General features: G+C 67.5%; 17 protein-coding genes. 10 read left to right on the top strand and 7 right to left on the bottom strand.

Features of this window, described 5'->3' with window-relative positions; genetic code table 11:
- The first annotated feature begins 127 nt into the window (after window positions 1–127).
- Both ACCD06_RS05420 and ACCD06_RS05415 read left to right on the top strand, forming a co-directional pair.
- Window positions 128–4,207, top strand: coding sequence for a peptidase domain-containing ABC transporter (locus ACCD06_RS05420; protein WP_413339332.1), 4,080 nt, complete (start codon window positions 128–130; stop codon window positions 4,205–4,207).
- Window positions 4,208–4,249: 42 nt separating this feature from the next.
- Window positions 4,250–5,584: an HlyD family type I secretion periplasmic adaptor subunit gene (locus tag ACCD06_RS05415; RefSeq protein WP_413339330.1), complete on the top strand. Its 1,335-nt coding sequence runs from the start codon at window positions 4,250–4,252 to the stop codon at window positions 5,582–5,584.
- A 200-nt stretch (window positions 5,585–5,784) separates the two neighbouring features.
- On the opposite strand, the gene ACCD06_RS05410 is transcribed toward ACCD06_RS05415, so the two are convergent.
- Entirely contained in the window at window positions 5,785–5,985 is a 201-nt protein-coding gene (locus tag ACCD06_RS05410) for a hypothetical protein (protein ID WP_413339328.1), read from the bottom strand.
- 319 nt (window positions 5,986–6,304) lie between these two features.
- Between ACCD06_RS05410 and ACCD06_RS05405 the strand changes: the two genes are divergently transcribed.
- Window positions 6,305–7,867, top strand: a complete 1,563-nt coding sequence (locus ACCD06_RS05405; protein ID WP_413339420.1) for a hypothetical protein — start codon at window positions 6,305–6,307, stop codon at window positions 7,865–7,867.
- A 6-nt stretch (window positions 7,868–7,873) separates the two neighbouring features.
- On the opposite strand, the gene ACCD06_RS05400 is transcribed toward ACCD06_RS05405, so the two are convergent.
- Window positions 7,874–8,575 carry a LuxR C-terminal-related transcriptional regulator gene (locus ACCD06_RS05400; protein ID WP_413339326.1) on the bottom strand — a complete coding sequence of 234 codons (702 nt, stop codon included), beginning with the start codon at window positions 8,573–8,575 and terminating at the stop codon, window positions 7,874–7,876.
- Between the two features lie 235 nt (window positions 8,576–8,810).
- Window positions 8,811–10,313 (bottom strand): PAS domain-containing sensor histidine kinase, encoded by a 1,503-nt coding sequence (locus ACCD06_RS05395; RefSeq protein WP_413339324.1) that lies wholly within the window; start codon window positions 10,311–10,313, stop codon window positions 8,811–8,813.
- A gap of 39 nt (window positions 10,314–10,352) precedes the next feature.
- Between ACCD06_RS05395 and ACCD06_RS05390 the strand changes: the two genes are divergently transcribed.
- Together ACCD06_RS05390 and ACCD06_RS05385 are read left to right on the top strand one after the other, a co-directional pair.
- The gene (locus ACCD06_RS05390; protein ID WP_413339322.1) at window positions 10,353–10,640 is read left to right on the top strand and encodes a hypothetical protein; all 288 of its coding nucleotides are present in this window, start codon (window positions 10,353–10,355) and stop codon (window positions 10,638–10,640) included.
- A 72-nt stretch (window positions 10,641–10,712) separates the two neighbouring features.
- Window positions 10,713–13,025, top strand: coding sequence for an FdhF/YdeP family oxidoreductase (locus ACCD06_RS05385; protein WP_413339320.1), 2,313 nt, complete (start codon window positions 10,713–10,715; stop codon window positions 13,023–13,025).
- Window positions 13,026–13,067: 42 nt separating this feature from the next.
- On the opposite strand, the gene ACCD06_RS05380 is transcribed toward ACCD06_RS05385, so the two are convergent.
- The 4 genes from ACCD06_RS05380 to ACCD06_RS05365 all read right to left on the bottom strand — a co-directional run bounded on the left by ACCD06_RS05380 (window position 13,068) and on the right by ACCD06_RS05365 (window position 18,505).
- Entirely contained in the window at window positions 13,068–13,649 is a 582-nt protein-coding gene (locus ACCD06_RS05380; RefSeq protein WP_413339319.1) for a hypothetical protein, read from the bottom strand.
- 136 nt (window positions 13,650–13,785) lie between these two features.
- Window positions 13,786–16,698, bottom strand: a complete 2,913-nt coding sequence (gene polA / locus ACCD06_RS05375) for a DNA polymerase I (protein WP_413339317.1) — start codon at window positions 16,696–16,698, stop codon at window positions 13,786–13,788.
- An 85-nt stretch (window positions 16,699–16,783) separates the two neighbouring features.
- Window positions 16,784–17,551, bottom strand: a complete 768-nt coding sequence (locus tag ACCD06_RS05370) for a response regulator transcription factor (RefSeq protein ID WP_413339315.1) — start codon at window positions 17,549–17,551, stop codon at window positions 16,784–16,786.
- A 117-nt stretch (window positions 17,552–17,668) separates the two neighbouring features.
- Window positions 17,669–18,505 carry a substrate-binding periplasmic protein gene (locus tag ACCD06_RS05365; RefSeq protein ID WP_413339313.1) on the bottom strand — a complete coding sequence of 279 codons (837 nt, stop codon included), beginning with the start codon at window positions 18,503–18,505 and terminating at the stop codon, window positions 17,669–17,671.
- A 476-nt stretch (window positions 18,506–18,981) separates the two neighbouring features.
- On the opposite strand from ACCD06_RS05365, the gene ACCD06_RS05360 reads away from it, so the two are divergent.
- The 5 genes from ACCD06_RS05360 to ACCD06_RS05340 are packed head-to-tail and all read left to right on the top strand — an operon-like array spanning window position 18,982 to window position 23,329.
- On the top strand, window positions 18,982–20,649 hold the full coding sequence (locus ACCD06_RS05360) for a SpoIIE family protein phosphatase (protein WP_413339311.1): 1,668 nt from the start codon (window positions 18,982–18,984) through the stop codon (window positions 20,647–20,649).
- A 19-nt stretch (window positions 20,650–20,668) separates the two neighbouring features.
- The gene (locus ACCD06_RS05355; protein WP_109075968.1) at window positions 20,669–21,214 is read left to right on the top strand and encodes a SiaB family protein kinase; all 546 of its coding nucleotides are present in this window, start codon (window positions 20,669–20,671) and stop codon (window positions 21,212–21,214) included.
- Window positions 21,215–21,234: 20 nt separating this feature from the next.
- On the top strand, window positions 21,235–21,609 hold the full coding sequence (gene siaC, locus ACCD06_RS05350; RefSeq protein ID WP_413339308.1) for a biofilm regulation phosphoprotein SiaC: 375 nt from the start codon (window positions 21,235–21,237) through the stop codon (window positions 21,607–21,609).
- Between the two features lie 20 nt (window positions 21,610–21,629).
- The gene (locus ACCD06_RS05345) at window positions 21,630–22,532 is read left to right on the top strand and encodes a sensor histidine kinase (protein WP_413339306.1); all 903 of its coding nucleotides are present in this window, start codon (window positions 21,630–21,632) and stop codon (window positions 22,530–22,532) included.
- Window positions 22,529–23,329 (top strand): GGDEF domain-containing protein, encoded by an 801-nt coding sequence (locus ACCD06_RS05340; protein ID WP_413339304.1) that lies wholly within the window; start codon window positions 22,529–22,531, stop codon window positions 23,327–23,329. The genes ACCD06_RS05345 and ACCD06_RS05340 overlap by 4 nt, the downstream gene beginning before the upstream one ends.
- Window positions 23,330–23,332 lie beyond the last annotated feature (3 nt).

Raw genomic sequence — 23,332 nt, 5'->3', positions numbered from 1 at the left:
TTCCTCTTTCGCGCAGGTTCGAAAGAGGTGCGCGTAACACCTTTTGTCACTCGGTTGCCTTTTGTTGCTATTCGCGGATTTACCTATCACTAGCAATTGTGGTGTTGATTAGCGCCCGGTTAACTCCGTGAACAAGTTGGTCGTCTTGCAGTCCGCAGCCCCGTCCACCATCCGCTCCGCATCGCGCACCGTAGCGGCAAATGCGTCTTCCGGCAGCGACCGGGCGGCCGAAAAGGCGGCCCGGCGCCTGCTGTCGGGCATGCTGGGACCGCGCCGCGACCGGGCGATGCTGGTGCTGGCGTCCTTCGCGCTGAACATCTTCGCGCTGGCACTGCCGGTCACGCTACTGCACGTCTACGACCGCATCCTGCCGAACGAGTCCTACGGCACCATGCTTCTGCTCGGCATCGGCTGCGGGGCGGCGGCGGTGATGGAGGCGATCCTGCGCGTCGCGCGCTCGGCGCTGACCACCTGGATGGGCGCCCGGATCGAGCATCGGTCGAGCGCGGCGCTGATCGACCGGCTGATGCACATGCCGCTGAACGCCTTTTCCCAGCAAGGGATCGGCACCCATTTCGAGGTCTATCGCGCCATCAAGATGGTGCGGGAGTTCTATTCGGGCCAGGCGCTGCAGTCGGCCATCGACATCCCTTTCGCCGTTCTCTACCTGGGGCTGATCGCCCTGCTGGCCGGCTGGCTGGCGGTGATCCCGGTGGCGGTGCTGGCGCTGTTCCTGATCGTCGGCGCCGTGCTGGGCCGGCGGATGCGCCGGGCGCTGGAAAGCCGCCACACGCTGGAGGAACGGCGCCTGAACTTCATCAGCGAGGTGCTGGCCGGCGTCCATACCGTGAAGGGGCTGGGCGCCGAGGCCGGGCTGCTGCGCCGTCACGAACGCCTGCAGCAGGGCTGCAGCGAGGAGGATTTCGCCGTCGCGCGGCTCAGCGGTTCGGCCTCCGTCGCCGCCGCCACGCTGGCGCAGGCGACGATGATGCTGGTGGTGATCCTGGGCAGCGTGTCGGTGATCGACGGCACGATGACCACCGGTGTGCTGACGGCCTGCTCGATGCTGGCCGGACGCTGCGTGCAGCCGGTGCAGGCTTTGTTCGACCGCTGGGTCCGCTACCAGTCGGTGTCGCTGGCCCTGCGCCGCATCGGCCATGTCCTGCTGGAAGTCGGAGTTGACGGTGCCGCAGCGCAGCCGCAAGCAGACGGCAAGGCCGGAGGCGCGGTCGGCATGGCGCTGGCTCCCGGCTCCATCGAGATGGACAAGGTCCGCTTCGCCTACGACCGCGGGCCGGAGATCCTGAGCGGCCTGTCGCTGAGCGTCGGGCCGGGCGAGTTCCTGGGTGTGGTGGCGACCAACAGTTCGGGCAAGACCACGCTGCTGCGCCTGATCCTGGGCGTGCTGCGGCCAAGTTCGGGCGAGGTGCGGGTCGGCGTGCGCGCCCTGACGGAGGCCGACGCCATGACCGGCATCGGCGGCGTCGTCTATGTCGGCGAGCATCCGGAACTGTTCAAAGGCACCATCCTGCAGAACCTGACCCTGTTCGACCCCGGCCGGGCCGATCTGGCGATGGAGGTCTGCCGCCGCCTGGGCCTCGACCGCCGCATCGCCAGCCTGCCGCAGGGCTATGAGACCATCGTCGGCGACGCCTCGCAGGAGGCGCTGCCGCGCGGCGCCCGCCAGCTGATCTGCCTCGCCCGCGCGCTGGTGCGCGAGCCGGCGGTGCTGCTGCTGGACGAGCCGAACTCGTCCCTCGACGTCGAGTCCGACAAGGCGTTCCGCCGTGCGCTGGACGAGCTGCGCGGCAGCGTCACCATCCTGCTGGTCACCAGCCGTCCGTCGCTGCTGTCGCTGGCCGACAGGGTGGTGCAGATCGTCGACGGCCATGCCGTCACCCGCAACCCGGAGACCGGGAGCGTCGGCGGGCAGCCGGCCCTGGTCGCCGCCACCGCCGCCCCGGCGGCCGAGGCGGAGGCCAAGACCGGTGCGGAGCCGATCCGCGCCGCCCATGACGATGGCGACATCCTGCGCCGCCGGCTGGCCGAAGCCTCGGCGGTCGGCGCCTGCATGGTCCCGCTGCTGGACGCGCTGGGCTGGCGCGGCGCGCCGCAGACACTGGCGGAGGCCCTGCCCCACTTCTCCGAGGTGCAGACGGTGGAGGAGCTGTGCGACGTGCTCCAGCGCCTGCATTTCGAGGGGCGCAGCCTGCGCTTCGATCTCGGCCGGCCGGAGCCGTCGCTGCTGCCCTGCCTGTTCCAGGCCCGCGACGGCGGCATCTACACCCTGCTGTCAGCCGACGCCGACGGCGTCACCGCCTTCAGCGGCCGTTCGCGCGAGACAGTGTTGCTGAATTTCGGCAAGGGCACCGCCTATGTCTTCACCCCGCTGGAGGCGGCGGCCGGCACCGGCAACCAGAACTGGGTCGGCACGGTCATCCATGCCTATCTGCCGCTGCTGTGGGCGGTGCTGGGGCTGAGCGCGGTCATCAACCTGCTGTCCGTCGCCGCACCGCTCTTCACCATGGCGATCTACGACAAGGTCATCGGCACCGGGTCCTTCGACACGCTGGCGACCATCGCCGTCGGCGCGTTCCTGGTGATCGCCGGCGACTTCGCGCTGCGCCAGATCCGCGGCCGGGCGCTGGCCCATGCCGGGTCGCGCATCGCCCGCAGCATCAGCAACGCCACCATCGAGCGCATCCTGATGCTGCCGGTGGGGCTGAGCGAGCGCGCCGCCATCGGCACGCAGATCGCCCGGGTGAAGGATCTGGAATCGATCCGCGACTTCATCAGCCAGGGGCAGGTCGCGGCCCTGTTCGACGTGCCCTTCGCCCTGTTCTATCTCGGGGTGATGGCGTTGCTGGGCGGGCCGTTGGCGCTGGTGCCGCTGGGCGCCGTGCTGGTGACCGCCGCCATCGGGGCCGCCGTCCACCCGCTGGTGCGCGCCCGCACCGGCACCACCGCGCGTGCCGACACCGAGCGGCAGGAATTCTTCGTCGAGATGGTCGCCAAGATGCCGGCGCTGCGCGCCATCGGCGGGCTGGCCCATTGGCGCGACCGCTATGACCGGCTGTCGGCCCGCACCGCCCGGTCGGGCCACACCGCCGCCAACCTGTCGGCGACCCACGCGGCGCTGGCCGGGCTGGTGGTGCCGGTCGCAGGATTGGCCACCGTCGGCGTCGGCGCCCTGCAGGTCTTCGCCGGCACCATGACGCCGGGTGCGCTGATGGCGTCGATGATGCTGCTGTGGCGGGTGATGGTGCCGCTGCAGACCGCCGTCTCCATGTTGCCGCGCATCGAGCAGCTGCGCGCCAATGCCCGCCAGATCAACGGCCTGATGAGCATCCGGCCGGAACGCGAGCCGCGCTGCGCCACCCTGCAGCCGCGCAAGCTGAAGGGCGAAGTGTCCTTCTCCCGCGTGTCGCTGCGCTATCGCAACGATGCCGACCCGGCGCTGGTCGGCGTGACCTTCACCGTCAAGCCGGGGCAGATCGTCGCCATCGTCGGTTCGGACGGCGCCGGCAAGTCGTCGCTGCTGAAGGTGATGCTGGGGCTCTATGCGCCGCAGGCCGGCAATGTGCGGATCGACGGCGTCGACATCCGCCAGATGGACCCGATCGACCTGCGCAAGTCGGTCGGCTATGTGCCGCAGGCCAGCTCGCTGTTCTACGGCACCATCGCCCAGAACCTGCGCTTCGCCGACCAGACCGCCGACGAGGCCGAGCTGCGCTGGGCACTGTCGCTGGCCGGCGCGCTGGACGAGGTGGAGGCGCTGCCGCGCGGGCTGGACACCCGCATCGGCGACAACCAGTCGCTGCGCCTGTCACCCAGCCTGACGCAGAAGATCTGCCTGGCCCGCGCCTATATCCGCCGGCCGCGCATCCTGCTGCTGGACGAACCGGCCAGCCGGTTGGATTTCGAGGGCGACAAGGCCCTGCACGCGGCGCTGGCCGCGTTGCGCGGCCACAGCACCATCTTCCTGGTCACCCACCGGCCGAGCCACCTGACGCTGGCCGACACGGTGCTGACCATGGACGCCGGCATGATCGCCCCCGCCAACCCGGCCGGCGGCCTGCCCGGTCCCCGGCCGGTTGGTCCGGGTGGTGGTGGAGGCAGCAGCGTCGCCAACGGCATCGCCGGGGCGCTGCTGGGCGGGATCGGGCTGCAACGCCCGCCCGGCGTCGCCGCCACGCCGCAACGCTGACCCGTTTCGCTCCTTTCTCTTCGAATTCAGTGTGAACCGCAGATGGCCGCTTCAGACCTCGCCCGCCCCACCGGCAAATCGCTCAGCGCCGACGATGCGACGCTGTCGCTGGTCCGTGCGACCATCGTCGTGCTGGTCCTGCTGCTGGCAGCATTGCTGACCTGGGCCACGCTGATGCCGGTCAAGGAGGCCGTCGTCACCGCCGGACAGGTGGTGCCGTCCGGCAACTCCCAGGTCGTCCAGCATCTGGAAGGCGGCATCGTGTCGGCCATCCTGGTCAAGGAGGGCGATCTGGTCGAGGCCGGCCAGCCGCTGATCGTCTTCGACCCCAAGCAGGTCCAGGCCGAGCGCGAGCAGATGAACGCCCGCCTGCTGACGCTGGAGCTGCGGGCGGAGCGGCTGCGCGCCTTCGCCGCCGGGCGGGAGCCGGACTTCACCCGCGCCGCCGGTCCCGACACGCCGCAGGCGAAGGCCCAGATGGAGGCGCAGGTCGCCGACCAGCGCCTGATCTACGATACCCAGCGCAAGGCCCGCGATACCGCCATCGCCGTGCTGCAGGCCCAGGTGTCGCAGCGCGAGGCCGAGCTGGCTCTGTACGAAGGGCAGCTCGCCAACATCAAGGACCAGATCACCTTCATCACCGGATCGGTCGACATCCGCAACAGGCTGGAATCCATGGGCCTGTCGTCGAAGCTGCAATCGCTGGAAACCCAGCGCGAGCAGTCGCGCCTGATGGGCGAGCAGCGGCGGATCGAGGGCCAGATCATCGCCACCCGGCAGGCGATCACCGAGGCCGGCAACCGCATCCTCGACCAGTCGGCCAAGCTGTCGCAGGACGCCGTGACCGAGATGGGCACCGTCACCGCCGAGATCGCCCAGCTACGCGAGGCCCGCGCCAAGCTGGACGACCGCGCCGAGCGGCTGACCGTGCCGTCGCCGGTGCGCGGGCTGGTGCAGGATCTGCGGATCAACACCATCGGCGCCGTGGTGCCGGAAGGCGGCGTCCTGATGCAGATCGTCCCGGTCGACCACGAGATGACGGTGGAGGCGCATGTCACCCCGCGCGACGTCGGCCATCTCCAGGTCGGGCAGGAGGCGACGGTGAAGGTGCTGACCTACGACTTCGCCCGCTACGGCGCCATCACCGGCACGCTGCAGCGCATCTCCGCCTCCACCTTCCTGGACGAGCAGAAACGCCCCTACTACAAGGCGGTCGTGGCGCTCAGCCGCAACCATGTCGGCCGCGACGACGTCCAGCACCCGGTTCTGCCCGGCATGACCACCCAGGTGGAGATGCCCACCGGCGAGCGGTCGCTGCTGGAATATCTGCTGAAACCGATCTACTTCGCCCTGTCCGACAGCTTCAACGAACGGTGAGAAGTCCCCTCTCCCCCCCGGGGGGAGGGTTAGGGTGAGGGGGAGGCGCGGCGAGGATTTTTGGAATAGTCACGCGGTGCATCCCCCTCACCCCGACCCTCTCCCGGGGCGGGAGAGGGAGATGCAGGGCCCCTCCCCCTGGAAACAAAAAAGGCCGCCGGTCCTGGGTAGGACGGGCGGCCGATGGAAAGCGCGAGCGGTCAGTAGGCGCCGAGCGAGAGGGCGGCGGCGGTGAATTCCTCGGCCAGCCAGCCTTCGTGCTCGATCAGGTGGCCCATCAGACGCTTCAGCGCCGCCTCGTAGACCTCGGCGCGCTCGCCATCGGGCAGGCCCGCCACGTCCAGGCGGGCGACGAAATCGTCAACCACCTGTTCGGCCTTCCGGGTGTCGACTTTTGTCATGACGGGGAACAACCTGGGGTTCGTATCGGCGAGCTTCTGGGGAATCATCGGGGCGCCTTGATGCTGGACGCGGGGCCTTTGCGAATAATGGGTCTGCGACCGGCGGGTGTGAAGATGCGATTTAGCGTTTAAATGAAATAAATTTAGGCTGCATTTGATACATCTCGTTTCATGTGTCGCTGGCCGGTGGCGAAAAGCGGCAAACCGCGAGCGTGGTACAGCCCCGACACAGCTCGACAGAATATGTCACGACATACCAGTAGCAATCATTGGTGCTAGTACCTAAAATTGCCGCGACTCAGCAGCGCCCGTGAACGCCATGGCCGGCCGCCCCAACCGCAGCGCCTCCCTTCAGACCGTGCCGCTTCACGCGGTGGAACCGGATCCGGCAGCCGTCAGCCTCGACAAGGTCAAGGCGATCCTGGCCCCGCTGGACCGGGCGCAGAAGTCCAAGCTGTTCGAACTGGTGCAGGCGGGCCATCTGGAAGACGACCAGATGACGGTGGAGGTCGGCCGTCTGATCGTCGCCATGCTGAACGGCCCGCGCACAGAACATGCCCGGCGCATCTGGACCGGCTGGTTCGACCCGGTGATGCTGCGCACCGATGCGCTGATGCTGGCGGAAAGCCGGCCGCCCGGCTGCATGCATGTGGTCGACGCCAGCGCTTGGTGGTTCGCCCTGCTGCCGCATCTGCGTGACCTTGCCGGGCGGGTCCAGGCCGACATCGCCGACCGTGCCAGCGAACATCCGCTCGACGCCGTCCTCGCCTCCCCCGCCGCCGCGGAATGGGCGGAGGAGCTTCGCGTCCGTTCGCTGGAGGTCCTGCGCCGGCGCGGCGCGGCCGGACCGCTGCTGGCGACCGCCAACGCCGAGCGGATCACCCTGCTGCGCAAGCGCGGGCTGACCGGGGTGGCGCCGCTGTCGTTCAGCGATCTGGCGATGCTGGACGCCATGCTGGATCATGCCCCGCTGTGGAAAGGCGCCGTCCGTCCGCGCGACACCATCGGCATCCTGCACATGGTGTCGGAGATGGCGGAGCGCGGCGCCGCCACGGGTGGCGGTGCGGAGGGCGCGATGCAGTACGCCCTGGCCCTGCTGAACGGATCGCGCGATCCCGATCAGGCGCTGGCGCTCCATGGCCTGTCGCCCAACCCGGCTCTGGTCGAGGCGGCGGTCGGGCATGTGCAGTTCGCCTGGCAGTGCCTGCGCCAGAAGCTGGAGGACCTGCATCTCGGCCGCCCTGCCCCGCCGCAACTGACCGCCGGCGAGACGGTGGACCGGCTGCAGGAGCGCGCCTTCCGCTGGTACGATGCGCTGCAGGGCTTCGGCGTCGAGCGCGGCGGGCGCAACTGGGCAGCGGTGTCCGCCGCCGTCGGCCGGGTGACCGGGCTGGTCGAGGGAGAGGTGGTGCCGGTGCTGAGCCACCGCCTGCTGACGCTGAACGCCAGCAGCTCGGCCCGGCCGCTGATCGACCCGGTGCGCTTCATCAACGGCTTCAACCACCGGCTTCGCCGCCGCGGCATCGCCGCCTCGACCAACCCCTGGCTGACGGCGATCGGCGAGCATCTGGCCGGCCTGTTCCGACAGATCGGCGCCTATGGCCGGGAGGATGCGCTGTCCGCCATGGCCGAGCTGTGCGAGCTGGCCGAAGAGACCGGCTATCCCATCGAGGTGACGGCCATCGACAAGACGCTGCTGGCCATCGCCGAGCGGGCGCTGCGCGACGGCCGCGAACTGAACACCGCCGAAAGCAGGCTGATCGAGCGCGTCGTCACCGTCGCGACCGAGGAACGCCGCCGCTGCCGCTGGTGGGTGTCGGGCGAACTGGTCAGCCTGCTGGATGCCGCCCAGCAGCGCGGCATCGGCCCGACGCCGCAATAGGACCGCTCAGGACGACAGCGTGATCCCGGCCTTCACGGTGGCCAGCGCCAGCTGCGTGCGGTTGCGCACGCCCAGCCGCTGCATCACCGTGCGCAGATGCACCTTGATGGTGCCCTCCAGCACGCCAAGCGCGCGGGCGATCTCCTTGTTCGACTGGCCTTCCAGCAGGAGCCGCAGTACCTCGCGCTGGCGCTCGGTCAGGCCGTTGACCGCGTCGCTTTCGTTGCGCACCGAAGCGGCGGCGGAAGCCAGCGCGATGCGGACCGGCCTGCCATCGGGCGGCGTCGGTGGTGCCGGTGCGAAGATTCCGCCCGCCAGCACGATGGGCAGCGCCTGATCGAGCACCCCGCCCTCGCAGCCCTTGTGGACGAAGCCACGGGCGCCGGCACGGATGCAGGACGCGATGACGTCGCCGTCGCTCACCCCTGAGACGACGATCAGCGGTACATCGCCAGCCGCCTCCAGCATGTCGGTCAGGCCGCTGTGCTCGTCGCTGTCGCTCATCTGCAGGTCGTAGAGGATCGCGGTGAGGTCCGGTTCGGAGCGTACCTTGCGCACGGCCTCGGCCAGCGAACCCGCCTCGACGACCGCTGCATGCTCGTAGCGCTGCCGCAAGGCCAGCGACAGGCCATAACGAACCAGCGCGTGATCGTCGACAACCAGGAACTTGAGCGGATCGTCGGACGGCGTCCGGCGGTCGGATACCATGTCCCGCTCCGAGGAGTCTTGGGCGTGCTGCACATGATGATCCACGTTTGTTCCCTTTCATAGGTCGAAAGTGCCGTTACCCGCCGGATCTCCGGGGGGTGACTGCAACCTTAGTTCCAAGCGGCAACCCGGAAGAACCTTCCCATCCGGCGGTCTTTCCGGTGCATGGGGATGAGCAGCCAGCAAACCGGAAGTGGCAAGGCCGCAATTCCGCGCCTGTGCACTTGGCGGCGCCTCATCCCCGGCGTTTCCCCCCGGTCTTGTAGCGGCCGCCGTCGGTCTTCAGGCCAAGCGGGACCAGGACCGAGAAGACGGACCCCCGTCCCGGCGACGACCGCAGCGCAATCCCGTGCCCGAGTTGACGGGCCAGCCGCGCCACGATGGCGAGGCCGAGGCCGACACCGCGCCTCTGATCGCGGTCGCGGTTGTCCAACTGCCGGAACTCCTCGAAGATGATGCTCTGGCACTTCTCGTCGATGCCGGGACCGGCGTCCCACACCTCGATGCGCAAGCAGGGGCGGCCCTCCAAGTCGTGGCAGCGGCGGCAGCCCAGCAGGATCGACCCGGACGCGGTGTATTTCAGCGCGTTGGCGAGAAGATTGCGCAGGATGCGCTCCAGAAGCTGCGCATCGCTGTACACCACCGCAGTGCTGGAGACGACGCGGAATCGGATGCCGCGCATTTCCACCTGGATGGTGAACTCGCCTTTGATGACGTCCAGCATGTCGCACATCGGCACCGGTCCGATGTTCGGATCCAGTGCCCCAGCCTCGAGACGCGCGGTGTCGAGCATGCCCTCCAGCAGGGTGCGGATCGACAGATGCGCAGCCAGAATCCCACCCAGGATCGGCCGCTCGGCATCACCCAGCCGATGGCGCAGCACATCCAGGAACAGCCCCATGGACATCACCGGCTGGCGCAGGTCATGGCTGGCCGTGGCGAGAAGCTGGAGCTTGTCGGCATCGGCGGCCCGCAGACGCTGCAGTTCCTCGTTGGAGCGGGCGAGTTGCAGGTTGGCTTCCTCGATGCGCTCCAGAGAGAGGCGCAGCTTCTCATCCATGGCGCGCAGCTCTTCCAGCGAGGCGTTCAGATCGCTGTCGGAGCGGTCGAACTCCCGGTTCAGGTGGTCCTGAGCGTTTTCCCGCAGCGAGAGCCTTTCCTGCACCGCATCCAATTGAGACATCGTATCCCGGTATCGTCCAGTGACCATCCGCAGATGGTTGCGCTGGCGCGCGACCATCTCGTTCGCGCCGCTGTGGCGCTGCTCCAGATCCTCGATCTGCGTCTGCGCCTGCTCCAGTTCGGCGGACAGGTGCTGGACCTCAGATGCCGAGCGTTTTTCCTTCAGGTCTTCCGCCACGCAGATGAAGTGCTCCGGCTCGCCGCTGGGGCTGATCAGCGGCGCGATGACCAGTGAGCACAGATAGTCGCTGCCGTCCTTGCGCCGGTTGACCAGGGTACCGCGGGTAACCTCGCCGTTCTGCAGGTCGCGTTTGATGGCGGCGGACACCGCCTTGTCGGTGCGCGCGCATTGCAGCATGCGGGGCGATCGGCCGATCACCTCATCCGCCCGATAGCCGGTGAGGCGGGTGAAGGCCCGGTTGACATAGCGGATGACCGGCCCCGGCGCGGCAAGCACCCGGTCGGTGACGATGACCGCTTGGTCCAGTCGGTCCCATATCGGTTGGATTATCAACGGCTTGGCTTTGGAACCACGGAATCCCTGTACATCAGACATGGCGATGCAGTCCAATTCAAGACCAGCTGTCCACGGTGCATGATGTTGGGTCAGGACACCAGCATTTCCCATGAAATGCTAACTGTCGAGGTGCCAGATCATTTCGGTCATATGACTTCAGAGAAGCGATTCCGGTATTTGGATGCCGTTTGCGCCGCAGCGGCAAAAACACTGCGCATCCCGCAAATCTTTGCCGAAGTCAGTTATTCGGACTCCTATTCAGTTTGGTGTGAGGCGATGGGAAAAGCCCTACGGGCGGCGCTGCGCACCCATGCGGAAGACGGGCGGAGCCGAAATTCCGACGGGCCGGAACCGGATCGTGTCTGAGGAGTTGGACTTGAAGCCAGTGCAGCCAGCCCCCTGAAAGTCATGACCGAATCGCAGAGAAAGACCGATCCCATGAGCATCGACGGATTGTCGGACGACAAGGACACCCCGCATTACGACGGCCCGGCTGGCGGCTGGGGATCGGTCGGGTCGATGGCCCGCATCATGGGGGAGGAACGGCCGACCCCCGCCGTGCTCGACACGCTGCGCCGGCAGAACAAGCCCGGCGGCTTCATGTGCGTGTCCTGCGCCTGGGCCAAGCCGGCCAAGCCCCACACCTTCGAGTTCTGCGAGAATGGCGCCAAGGCGACGATCTGGGAACTGACCAGCCGGCGCTGCACGCCCGATTTCTTCGCGGAGCACACGGTTACCGAGTTGAAGGGTTGGAAGGATTACGACCTGGAACAGCAGGGGCGGCTGACTCACCCCATGCGCTATGACCGGGCCAGCGACCGCTATGTGCCCTGCGGCTGGGACGAGGCCTTCGCCGCCATCGGGGCGGAGCTGCGCGCCATCGCCCCGGAGCAGGCGGTGTTCTATTCGTCGGGCCGCGCCAGCCTGGAGACCTCCTATCTCTATGCGCTGTTCGCGCGGCTTTATGGGCACAACAATCTGCCTGACAGTTCCAACATGTGCCACGAGACGACCTCGGTCGGGCTGAAGAAGGTCATCGGCTCGCCGGTCGGCACCTGTGTGCTGGACGATTTCGACAGCTGCAACGCCATCTTCTTCTTCGGCCAGAACACCGGGTCGAACAGCCCCCGCCTGCTCCACCCGTTGCAGGACGCGGTAAAGCGCGGGGCGAAGATCGTCACCTTCAACCCCGTGCGGGAAAAGGGGCTGGAGAGCTTCCGCAACCCGCAAAGCCCGCTGGAGATGCTGACCGGCAAGGAAACGCAGATCTCCACTTTGTATTTCCAGGTGAAGGCCGGCGGCGACATCGCGGCGATCACCGGCCTGATCAAGCATGTGCTGGCGGCGGAGGAGGAGCGACAGAAGGAGGGCAAGCATGTCCTCGACCCCGACTTCATCGCCCAGCACACCGTCGGCTTCGAGGAGATGAAGGCGCGGGTGACCGCCATCGGCTGGGAGGAGATCGAAGAGGAATCCGGCCTGACCCGCGCCGACCTGAAGCAGGCCGCCGACATCTATGTCGAGGCCGACCGCTCCATCGCCATGTACGGCATGGGCCTGACCCAGCAGGTACACGGGTCGGAGACGCTGGCGGCACTGGTGAACCTGTGGCTGCTGAAGGGCAACATCGGCCGCGACGGCGCCGGCATCTCCCCCGTGCGCGGGCATTCGAACGTCCAGGGGCAGCGCACCGTCGGCATTTCCGAAAAGCCGGAGCTGGTGCCGCTCGACCGGCTGGCCGAACTGTTCGGCTTCGAGCCGCCGCGCAAGGAGGGGCTGACCACCGTCAAGGCCTGCGAGAAGATCCTGTCGGGCGAGGTGAAGGCCTTCATCGGCCTCGGCGGCAACTTCGTCCGCGCGATCCCCGAGCGCGAGCGGATGGAGGCGGCCTGGACGCGCATGCGCCTGACCGTGCAGATCGCCACCAAGCTGAACCGCAGCCACCTGATCAACGGCGAGGTCGCCTATCTGCTGCCCTGCCTCGGCCGGTCGGAAGAGGATGTGCAGGAGAGCGGTGCGCAGGCGGTGACGATGGAGGACAGCCTCAGCTGCATCCATGGCTCGCTCGGCAACAACACGCCGGCCAGCCCGCACCTGAAGTCGGAGGTCGCGATCGTCGCCGGCATGGCGAAGGCTACCCTGCCGCCCAACCCGAAGGTGACGTGGGACGCGTGGGTGGCCGATTACCGCCGCATCCGCGCGCTGATCGAGGAGACCTATCCTGACCAGTTCCACCGCTTCAACGAACGGGTCTTCACCCCCGGCGGCTTCTACCGCGGCAACCCGGCGCGCGAGCGGATCTGGAAGACGGAGTCCGGCAAGGCCCACTTCACCCCGCCGGGCCGCCTGCGCGCCATCGGCTTCGAGGATGCGCCGGGCCGCTGGCGGCTGATGACGTTGCGGTCGAACGACCAGTTCAACACGACGATCTACGGCTATTCCGACCGCCTGCGCGGGATCGAGGGCACCCGCGACGTGCTGCTGATGAACCCGCTGGACATCGCCGCGGCGGGCTTGAGCGAGGGTCAGGTGGTCGCGCTGGCGAGCGATGCCGGCGACGATGTGGACCGCCGGGTCGGCGGCCTGACGGTCACGCCCTTCCACCTGCCGCGCGGCTGCGTCGGGGCCTATTATCCGGAGATGAACCCGCTGATTCCGCTGTGGTATCACGACGAGGCGTCGAAGACGCCGGCGGCGAAGGGCGTGCCGGTGCGGATCCTTGCGGATGGGGTGGGGGCCGACGGGGCCTGAACGGCGGCCCGCCGAGGCCGACGTGTTCCGCGGCGAAGCGGATCAGGTGAAGCTGTCGCCCAGCCCGAGATTCTTCAGGTTGAAGCCGGCATCCTTGCAGGTCTGGCGGAGCTTGCGGACGGCGGCCAGCAGTTCCTTGCTCTGGCTGAGCGTCGGCGAGGTGCGGAGAATCTGTGCGAACAGTTCCTGATTCATCTGGTATCTCAGCGTGTTCCTGGGGTCGCTTTCCAGATGAAGAAGGAACATGTCGTCGAAGATGTTGCTGTCGACTGTGCGGGACTTCGAAGTCTTGACGCGCTTGAACCAGCTCATGCTCTTCGCGAGCTTGGAGTTCTGCTCGACCGTCTTCATCTCGCTGGCGAGCTTTGCGTAGGCGGCGCTGTCATCGTCACGGTCGCCGAGAAACATCTTGAAGATGCACAGTGCCTTGGTCTTGGTCGGCTCGGCGCGGAAATCCAGCACCATCCAGGGAAACAGCACCCGTTTGAGACGGTCGATCGATGTCTCGACCGAATCCACATCCATGTTCTTGGCGATCGCCCCCTGGCTCCGCGACAAGGCGGCATAGACCAGGGCGCGCCGGGTCTCCGCCGGAGCGAAGGCGATCTTATGGGCAACGGACATCACGATAAACCCTCCCTATCAAAGGGATATTTTCGGTCCGTCCGGGCTAACACACATAACTATGCTGACTCAATATGTTGCGCACCTCAGGGGCGACGGTTGACGGCCGCCGCCCCCCGGCCGCGTCAAGGCCCCCTCAGTGCGCCTCTTCCCAATTGTCCCCAATCCCCGCTTCCGCCACCAGCGGAACGCCGAGATGGGCCGCCCCCTCCATCACTTCCCGCACGATCCGCGCGGCGTCCTCCGCCTCCGCTTCCGGCACCTCGAACAGCAGTTCGTCGTGCACCTGCAGCAGCATCCGCGCGTTGCTGCCCGCGGCGGCGAGCGCGGCCGGCATGCGGTTCATCGCGCGCTTCATGATGTCGGCGGCGGTGCCCTGGATCGGGGCGTTGATCGCCTGACGCTCGGCGAAGGCGCGGCGGGCGGCGTTCTTTTCCTGGATGCCGGGCATGTAGCAGCGGCGGCCGAACAGCGTCACCACATAGCCATGCTGGCGGGCGAAGGTCTTGATCGACTCCATCCACACCTTCAACTCGTGGAAGCGCTCCAGATAGGTCTTGATGAAGGCGTTGGCCTCCCCCGGCGCGATGCCGAGCTGGCGGCCGAGGCCGAAGCCGGAGATGCCGTAGATGATGCCGAAGTTGATCGCCTTGGCCTTGCGGCGGATGTCCGGCGTCATCTGCTCCAGCGGGATGCCGAAGACCTGGGCGGCGGTGGCGGCGTGAATGTCCAGACCGTCGCGGAAGGCGTCCTTCAACGCCTGGATGTTCGCCATCTCCGCCACCAGACGCAGCTCGATCTGCGAATAGTCGACGCTCAGCAGCTTGTGGCCGGGGGATGCCACGAAGGCGCGGCGGATCTTCTTGCCCTCCTCCGTCCGCACCGGGATGTTCTGCAGGTTGGGGTCGGTGGAGGACAGGCGGCCGGTGTTGGTCGCCGCCAGTGCGAAGGCGGTGTGGACGCGACCGGTGACCGGGGAAATCTTCTCCTGCAACGCGTCGGTGTAGGTGCTTTTCAGCTTGGCGAGCTGGCGCCAGTCGAGCACGCGCTGGGCGATGGTGTGGCCCTGCTCCGCCAGTTCCTCCAGCACGCTGCTGTCGGTGGAATAGGCGCCGGTCTTGCCCTTCTTGCCGGTGCCGAGCTTCATCGTGTCGAACAGGATTTCGCCAAGCTGCTTGGGCGAGCCGATGTTGAAGGTCTGGCCGGCCAGCGTGTGGACGTCCTTCTCGATCTCGGCGAGGCGGACGGACAGGCTCTGCGACAGGTCGGACAGCGCCTTCTTGTCGATGCGCACGCCCGCCCGCTCCATGTCCGCCACCACCGGAACCAGCGGGCGGTCCAGCGTCTCGTACACGGTGACCATGCGGTCGTCGACCAGACGCGGCTTCAGCAGCGTCCACAGGCGCAGCGTGATGTCGGCGTCCTCGGCGGCATAGGCCAGCGCCTTGTCCAGCGGCACGCGGTCGAAGGTGATCTGGTTCTTGCCGGTGCCGCAGACCTCCTTGAACGGAATCGGCGTGTAGGCGAGGTGCAGCTCCGCCAGCTCGTCCATGCCGTGGCCATGCGAACCGCCCTCCAGTACGTAGGAGATCAGCATGCTGTCGTCCACCGGCGACACTGTGATGCCGTTGCGGGCGAACAGCTGGTGGTCGAACTTGAAGTTGTGGCCGATCTTCAGGACCGACGGGTCCTCCAGCACGTCCTTCAGGATCGCCATCGCCTCGGCCGTGGGGATCTGCTTGGGCGGCGGCGGGGCGTCGAAGTCCAACTGTCCGGCGGCGGCGGTCGAGGCGCCATGGGCGAGCGGGATGTAGCAGGCGATGCCGGGCTCGGTGGACAGCGAGACGCCGACCAACGTGGCGGTGGCCGGGGTCAGGCTGTCGGTCTCGGTATCGACCGCCAGCACGCCGGTCTCGCGCGCCCGCTCGACCCAGCGGCGCAGCGCGTCGGCGTCCTGCACCAGCTCATAGCGCACCTCCGGCACATGCAGCACCGTCTTGCGGGCCGGGCGGTCTTCCGCAGCTGTGCTTTCGGCAGGCGCCGGGGACTTCGACACGGGAGCGGCGGCGGTGGTGGGAGCGGCACCGCCGGCGGCGCCGTCGGCGATGCGGCCGTCCTTCTGCATCTCCATCTCGACGCGCGAGACGATGCTGCGGAAGCCCTGGGCGCGCAGGAAATCGATCAGCTTCTGGTGGTCGGGCTCGCGCACACGAAGCTCGTCCAGCGGCTTGGGCGGCGGCACCTGATCGTCCAGCAGGACCAGACGGCGGGAGACGCGGGCCAGATCGGCGAATTCGATCAGCTTCTGGCGGCGGGCCGGCTGCTTGATCTTCTCGGCATTCGCCAGCAGGGCTTCCAGGTCGCCATATTCGGTGATGAGCTGGGCGGCGGTCTTCACGCCGATGCCGGGCACGCCGGGGACATTGTCGACGCTGTCGCCGGCCAGCGCCTGGACATCCACCACCTTTTCCGGCGGGACGCCGAACTTCTCGAACACCTCGTCGGGGCCGATGGACTTGTTCTTCATCGGGTCGAACATGCCGACGCCGGGGCGGACCAGCTGCATCAGATCCTTGTCCGACGACACGATGGTGACCTGACGGCCGGCCTCCTGCGCCAGACGGGCGTAGGTGGCGATCAGGTCGTCGGCCTCGAAGCCCTCCAGCTCCAGACAGGGCAGGCAGAAGGCCTCCGTCGCCTCGCGGATCAGGGCGAACTGCGGCTTCAGCTCCTCCGGCGGTTCCGGGCGGTGGGCCTTGTAGTCGGGGTAGAACTCGTTACGGAAATTCAGCCGCTTGCTGTCGAAGACCACCGCCACCGCTTCCGCCTTGGCATCGGCCAGCAGCTTCAGCAGCATGTTGGAGAAGCCCAGCACCGCATTGACCGGCGTGCCGTCCGGCCGCGTCAGCATCGGCAGCGCGTGGAAGGCGCGGAAGATGAAGCCCGACCCGTCGACCAGATACAGGCCGCTGCCGTCGCCGCCGGTGGTGGCCTTGGCTTCGGTCGCGGTGTTCTCGGAGGCGGTGGCGCCAGCGGTCTCGGCGGTCATGGTGGTCTCTCGTCCCTTCCTTGCGGGCGCTACCATCGCCGAAGGAAGGCCGGGAGTCGAGTGCCGAGACCGGGGTAGAGCGCCCTCAGCCGGCGCTGTCCTCCACCGCGCTGGTCACCACCGGGCCGACGAAGGCGTAGCCGACGCCGTGCACCGCCTGGACCGGCAGGGCGCAGCCGCTGCGCTCCTCCACCTTGATGCGCAGGCGGCGGACCAGCGAGTCGATGGAGCGGCTGTAGGGGTCCCAGTCGCGGCCCGTCAGCGCCAGGGAGATGTCCTGGCGGCTCACTGCCTCGCCGGGCGCGGTGACCAGCAGCGAGAGGAACTTGTACTCCGTCGCGGTCAGCGGAACGGCGGCGCCGCTCGGCGGCTGGATGCGCCATTCGATGTCGTCGAACAGCCAGGCCTTGCGCGAATCCGCAGGCGAAGCGCCGGCGGGCGCGGCGGGCGGCGCCTGGACATGGTCCGCGGCAGGCGGCGAATCGGCGCCCTTCTGCATCCGGCGCATCAGCGCCTTGATCTGCGCCTCGACCTCGCGGAAATCGACCGGCTTGACCAGATAGACGTCGGCGCCCAGCTCCAGTCCGATGACGCGGTCGATCAGGCTGGACCGCGCCGTCAGCATGATGATGGCGGCCGACGAGCTGGCACGGACGCGGCGGGCGACCGAAAAGCCATCCTCGTCCGGCAGGTTGATGTCGAGCACGATGACGTCGGCCGGTCCTGCGTCCAGCAGCCGGTCCAGCTCCGCACCGCGCGACGCCCCCCGCACCTCGAAGCCGCAGCGATCGAGATATTCGACAAGATCGTCACGAAGGTCGGCTTCGTCTTCGACCACAATGATCCGGGCCACGACGCCTCACGCCCCCATTCACATTCGTATGAGGTTATCTTAAACGCCCGAATGGGTTACGCAAACCCTATCAGACGAACGGAATAAACGAGACCGCGCAATATCAGTTCCGATCTCTTACCTATTGGATAGGTAGCGGTCGCCGACCGTCGCGGCATAGCGGGCCACCCATTCGCGGTCGATGGCGTCGATTCGGCCCTTCGCCTTAAGCTCGGCAAAGCAGCGGTCGAAGTCGGCGCGCAGCGACTCGTCACGGAAAACCATGCTGTAGGGCGTCGGCGGGAAGATGGCGGTGAACTGCACCGGCTGGGCCGGATCGAACGGCAGCCCGCCGGCCGATTTCGCCTTTTCCTGAAGCTGGCGGTTGTATTCGGCGAAAATCAGGCCGTCGGCCAGCACCGCGTCCACCCGGCCGGCGAACAGCAGGTTGGAATGCACCATCTGGTCGGCGCGCTCGCGGAAATCGCCGAAGCTGGGGATGGCGGCGCGCAGGCCCGGCAGCACGTCCGGCGCGCCGGAAAAGGTGATGACCCGCTTGCCCGCCAGATCGGCCAGCGACCGCACCGTCAGGCCGCTGCCTTTCAGCACCGAGGCGCCGTTCTGGTAGTGGATGTAGGGGACGGAGCGGGACCCCGGCATCTCCATTCCCGCCGGAACGGTGGTGACGGCATCCACCCGCCCGCCCGCCTGGACACCGTCGCGATAATCGTTCCAGTGGCGGCCGAAGGGGACAACCTTGAAATGCGCCTCATGCCCGCAGGTGGCCAGGGTTTCCTTGATGATGGAGGCCTCGCGCCCGGAGCCGTCGGCGGTCATCATCGGTGGCAGTTCCGGCGCCAGGATGGTCACCGGGCGGGCCGCCGCGGGCAGCGCCGCGGAAGCGAGGCCGATGACGAGGGCCAGGCGGGCCGCGACTCCCCCCGGGGCAGCGAATGCACGAACACCGAACGCCATCCTTCGCACTCCGTCCTTGCCAGCCTCAGCTCAAGTCCGCCGCAACCGCCGCGTCCGGCCAGGAGGCGACGGCCCCGGAAAGTAGCATGGGCGACGGCGCCGCCGTCCACGGAAATTCCCGCGTCCGGCAAAGGCTTCGACGACTTGAACAGGGCGTATGTTACAGTTCGTCGCAATTGGTTGGGATTGGTCGCCGGCCGTCGCCGGTCGTTCCCATTTTGTCGGCTGCTCCGACAATGAACACTCCTTTGCCAAATGTTATTTCAGGACTGAGTAAACCGGTCGTGCTATGGATAGGCTCATCGGCCACTCGCATGATGCCCGCCGGCTGGCTCGATGACTGTCGGCATGTTGCACGCGAGGGTGGATTTACTGATGGAAATGGGACTACCGCACCCCCGAACCTCCGGGACGGGGTTGGCATGAAACCCGCCATGAATGCAGAGGCCCCGATCGGCCGGGTCAGGAGGATGTGGATGAGCGTCACGGGATGGGACGACACCGAATCCTATACGCTTCGCGGCGCCGGCCCCCGTGGATCGGGTGACGAGGTCGCCCGCGCCGGCGGATCGTCTCTGCTGACCCGCGTCATTCTGATGATCGTCGGCTGCACCCTGCTGGTCGGGCTGATCGCCATGGGCGTGTCGTCCGTGCTGGTCGGCCGGCAGCAGCGCGACGCGCTGACCCACCGCGCGACACTGGTCGGCACGCTCCAGGCCTCGGCCATGGGGCAGGCGGTTTGGGAGTTCGACACCCGCGCGGTGGAGGCGATGATCCGCGGCCTGATGGCCGAGGATCCGGCGGTGCGCAGCGTCAAGGTGTGGGCGGCGACCGGCGGACGCGGCGGCCATGGCGAACCGCTGGTGGAGTTGGACCGTCCTGCCGGGCGGGCGGAGCTGGCGACCGTCGAACGGCAGATCGTCATGTCCGGCAGCAACGGCGAGCGCACGATGGTCGGCCTGCTGCGCATGACCTATTCGCTGGAGGAGGCGGAAAGCGCCACCCTGACGGCGCTGGCGCCGATGGCGGGCCTCGTCATCTTCTCGCTTCTGGCGGTCATCGGCATGATCAGCGTGCTGCTGAACCGGCTGGTGCTGGCGCCGCTCGCCCGGCTGACGCGGTCGGCGGGAGCCATCGCCGCCGGCGACTATCGCGTGCGCCTGCGCAACACCCGCGCCGACGAGATCGGCCAACTGACCGTCGCCTTCAACCATATGGCGGAAACCGTCCACGACTATACCGAACGGCTGGAACAGCGCGTCGCCGAACGGACGGAGGAACTGCGCCAGTCCAATGAGCAGCTGGCGGTCGTCAACCGGCAGGTGATGGACAGCATCCAGTATGCAAGCCTCCTGCAGTCGGCCATCCTGCCGGACGAGCGCGAGATGGCGCGGCATCTGGACGGCGTCTGCGTGCTGTGGCGTCCGCGCGACGTGGTGGGCGGCGATTTCCACATCTTCCGCGAGTTGGAGGACGGCCGCTTCCTGATCGGCGTCGCCGACTGTTCCGGCCATGGCGTGCCGGGCGCCTTCATGACGATGACGGTGTCGGCCATCCTCGACCATGTGCTGTCGGAGACGCCGGACAGCGATCCGGCGGCGATCCTGGGCGGGCTGAACCGCATGGTGCGCGCGGCGCTGGCCCGCGGACGCGACAACCCGCGCTTCGACAACGGGCTGGACATCGGGCTGTGCCTGGTGCGGCCGGATCGCGGCGACCTGCTGTTCGCCGGCGGGCGGATCGGCCTGCACATCGTCGATCCCGGTACCGACAAGGTCGACGAGGTGAAGGGCGACCCGCAGAGCCTGGGCTATCGCCGCTCCGACATCGGCCATCGCTTCACCACCCACCGGGTGGAACTGGCGCCGGGCCGCAGTTTCTACCTGACCACCGACGGTTTCCTCGATCAGGCCGGCGGCGCCCGCGGCTTCGGCTTCGGCAACCGCCGCTTCAGCACCATGCTGCTGGAGCACGACGCGATCCCGATGGCGGAGCGCAGGACCGCCTTCGCGCAGGCCCTGGCCGAGCATCAGGGCGAGCGGGCCCAGCGCGACGACATCACCCTGGTCGGCTTCACCGTTTCGCCGGCACTTGCGGCGGTGTCCGCAGCCGACGCATCCTCCTCCCACCCCGTCCACCCGTAAGGCAGGTCGTCAAAGTACGATGAAAGGCAACGAACTCTTCAACCTGCAGGAGCTGCTGTCGCGGCAGAAGCTGCTGATCTGCTTCAGCGGCCCCTTCAGCCACAGCGTCATCGAGGAGCTGGGCAAGGCGGTCCGCAACCATCTGGAAAATGAGCGGATCGAAAAGTCGGCGATCATGGACGTCTTCTCCGTCTATGTGGAGCAGGCGCAGAATGTCCGCAATTACACGGCATCGCGCGAAGCGCTGGGCCGGCCGATCCCGGCCAACAGCGGCATCGTGGTGATCGGCAAGGAGGGCGACCATTACGCCGTCAGCTCCGGCAATCTGGTGGAGGCGGACGATGTGCCCGGTCTGTCGGCGATGCTGGAAAAGCTGCGCGGGCTGGACAAGGCCGGCCTCAAGGCGGTCTACAAGGAGCAGTCGCGCAAGCCGCGCGAGCCGGGCGCCAGCGGCGCCGGGCTGGGGCTGATCGACATGGCGCGCAAGGCCACCCGGCCGCTGGAATACTCGCTGCGCGCGGTGGACGACGCCTATTTCTTCTTCAGCCTTGAAGTCCAGCTATAAGAAATCACGGAACACGCATAATGGACAGTTTGCGGATCGAGGCAACCTCCTGCTCGCCCCTGATCGATTTCGATCCGGCGGCCGGGCTGCTGCGCATCGAAGGGGAATCCTATCCGGAAAACTCCTTCGACTTCTACGCGCCGGTGTTCAGCTGGCTGGAGGAGTATCTGAAGGCCCCCGCCCCGGCGGTGGTGCTGGACATCGGGCTGAGCTATCTCAACACCAGCAGCATCAAATGCATGATCGACGTGCTGGAGATGCTGGACGGCGCCCACCAGAAGGGTCAGACGGTGTCGGTGCGCTGGCATTACGATAGCGACAACGACCGCGCGCTCGACATGGCCGAGGAATTTGCCGAGGACGTGTCGCTGCCTTTCGAAATTCTGGCGCACTGATCGCGCACTGAGCACCCGGGATGACGATGCGGTCGCAGGAACAGGAGCTTCGTCAGTGGGTTCAGCGGCTGGCCGAGGATCCGGCCAATGCCGACAACCCGCTGCTGGCGGAATTCCAGACGCTGGCGGAACGGCACGGCAAGCTTTTGCGCCAGTTCCGCAAGATCGCCAAGATCAGCGACCGCCTGCAGACCGAGACCAAGGAGATGGCGCTCCAGCAGCGGCAGTTCGTGCTGATGGTCAGCCACGAATTCCGCACGCCGCTGGCGATCATCGACAGCGCCTCGCAGATGCTGGAGCTTGAGCCGAAGCTTCCGGTTTCGGCGATGCCGCGGGTGGGAAAGATCCGCAATGCGGTCCAGCGGATGCTGCACCTGATCGAACGCTGCCTGACCAACGACCGGCTGGGCACCGTGGCGGCACGGCCGATGGCCTTCGACCTTGCGGCGATGCTGACCGCGCTGGTGGGCGAGGTGGGGGCGTCGGCCTGCGGCCACCGGGTCGAGCTGCATGGCGCCGAGCGTCCGCTCCCGATCCCGGGGGACCGCGACCTTTTGGCGATTGTGTTTTCCAACCTGCTGGAGAACGCTGTCAAATACTCGCCGAACGGGGGGACGGTCCGTGTCGACCTCTCGGCCGGTGAGGGTCAGGTCACGGTGCGGATCACGGACGAGGGAATCGGCGTCAATGCTGCCGACGCGGCGCGGCTGTTCGACAAGTATTTCCGCGCGTCCAACGCCGCCGGCACGACCGGCGCCGGGCTTGGGCTCCACCTTGCCCGCTGCATCGTGGACACCCACGGCGGCGGCATTTCGGTGACGAGCGAACTGGGGCGGGGGTCGGCCTTCACCGTCCGGCTGCCGGTGCCGCGGGCCACGCTTCGGGCGACCGCTATCGCCCCGGTGGCAGAGGAGGCATCATGACCGGCGACACCAAATCCGCCGACACCGGGCTTGGCACCGGGCTTGAGGGCGCGACGGTGACGGGTTTGCCCAGGCGCTGGGCCTTGCGGCGGGGAACGGTGGGCATGATGCTGCAGGAGCAGAAGATCCAGGACTGGCTCGCCCGCCTTGCGGAGAACCCGGATTACGCCGCCCATCCGCTGATGGGGGAATTTCGCGCGCTCGCCGACGAGCATCTGAAGCTGATGCGGCAGTTGACCAAGATCGCCAAGATCAGCGACCGCATGCAGACCGACACCCGCCAGATGGCGCGGGCGCTGTATGCCGCCTCGCAGACCGATCCGCTGACCGAGCTGCCCAACCGCCGCCAGATGATCGAACGGTTGGAGGCGGAGCTGTGCCGCGTCGGCCGCAACGGTGGCGGCTTCGCGCTCATCATGCTGGACATCGACCATTTCAAGGAAGTGAACGACGCCTTCGGCCATGCCGCCGGCGACCATGTGCTGGTGGAAACCGCCGGCCTGCTGCGGCGGAACCTGCGCGGGCACGATCTGTGCGCCCGCTGGGGTGGCGAAGAGTTCCTGATCCTGTTGCCCGACACCGATCAGATCCAGGCCGAAGCGGTGGCGGAAAAGCTGCGGGAGATCATCGCCCGCCATCCGATCGCGCATCAGGACCACGACATCGTCGTGACTCTGAGCCTGGGCGTCGCCACCTACCGCGAGGGGCGGACGGCCGATGCCTGCATCCAGGCGGCCGACGATGCGCTGTACATCGCCAAGCGCGCCGGGCGCAACCGGTGGGCGGCAGCGGCCTGAGAT

It is taken from the genome of Azospirillum sp. CT11-132, assembly GCF_047302835.1.
Classification (GTDB): Bacteria; Pseudomonadota; Alphaproteobacteria; order Azospirillales; family Azospirillaceae; genus Azospirillum.
Note: the sequence above shows the minus strand (reverse complement) of the source record. Positions and strands in the feature narration are given on the sequence as shown.